The 1,257-nt window shown below is 56.6% G+C and carries 1 protein-coding gene; it reads left to right on the top strand.

The window, feature by feature from the left end; translation table 11 throughout:
* Positions 1-58 precede the first annotated feature (58 nt).
* On the top strand, positions 59-1,257 hold a 1,199-nt coding region (locus tag B3797_RS10295; protein WP_414693064.1), incomplete at its 3' end, for a fimbria/pilus outer membrane usher protein.

The raw sequence follows: 1,257 nt of genomic DNA on the forward strand, positions 1-1,257 counted from the left end.
GCAAGCCACCACAGGAACTAAAAAAGGCTGGCCATGTTCCTTCTGTCCCTGGCTGGCGGTGCTGATCGCGCTTGGCCCGGTACGTATAGCGCTCGCAGACGATTATTTTGACCCTGCCGCGCTGGAGTTCTCCTCTGAACAGCAGAAGACGGCGGATCTACACTATTTCAGTCGGCAGGGAGGGGAGCTGCCGGGGACTTATCACATTACCATTTTAGTAAACGGCAACGTTTATGACAGCCGCGATATCACCTTCGTCGAAGGTCGACACGGGCTGGTTCCGCTGCTGACGGTGCGGCAACTGGCTGAGATGGGGGTGAACATCTCTGCTTTCCCGGCGTTCCATCATCTGAAAAAAGGCGAGACAGTGCAGGAGCTGGGCGACTTTATTCGCGGCGCTTCGACAAGGTTCGATTTCTCGCATTTGCAGCTGCTGATCAGCATTCCCCAGATCGCCCTGATGCTAAAAAGTCGAGGCTATATCGATCCCGCCCACTGGGATGAGGGCGTTCCGGCAGCCTTTGTCGATTACGCCCTCTCCGGCACCCGATCCCGTAATAAGGGCGGCGACTGGCAGTCTACCCTGTTAAGCCTGCGCAGCGGCATGAATCTGGGCACCTGGCGTTTACGCAATATCTCAAGCTACCGTTACGACCTGACGAGTCACTGGCAGTCGCAAACTGTTTTTCTCGAACGTGATATTAAGGGCCTGAAAAGCCAGTTTCGCATGGGCGATACCTATACCGCTGGCGAAGTGTTTGACAGCGTGCAGTTCCGCGGGGCGCAGCTTATGTCTGATGACGAAATGCTGCCGGACAGCCAGCGCGGCTTCGCGCCGGTTATCCATGGCATCGCCCACAGCAACGCCAGAATAACGGTAAGCCAGCATGGTTATGTCATCTATGAAACCCAGGTCGCCCCCGGTGCGTTCGTGATCAGGGATCTCTATCCGACCACACAAAGCGGCGATCTGGAAGTTACCATCAATGAGAGCGACGGCACGGAGCGTAAGTTTATCCAGCCCTATTCCGCTACGCCTTTTATGGTGCGTCAAGGGTACAAAAAATATAGCGTCAGCGCAGGGCGCTATCGCTACGCTGGCGGTAGCCAACTGCGCGCCCCCGTATTTATGCAGTCCACCCTGTTTTACGGCCTGCCAAGGGATTTTACCGTCTTCGGCGGCGCGCAGGTGGCACAAAACTACCATGCCGCCGCGGCTGGCCTGGGTAAAGGGTTTGGCGATTTCGGCTCCGTTGG

Source organism: Pantoea sp. UBA5923, assembly GCF_002431095.1.
Lineage (GTDB): Bacteria > Pseudomonadota > Gammaproteobacteria > Enterobacterales > Enterobacteriaceae > Pantoea > Pantoea piersonii.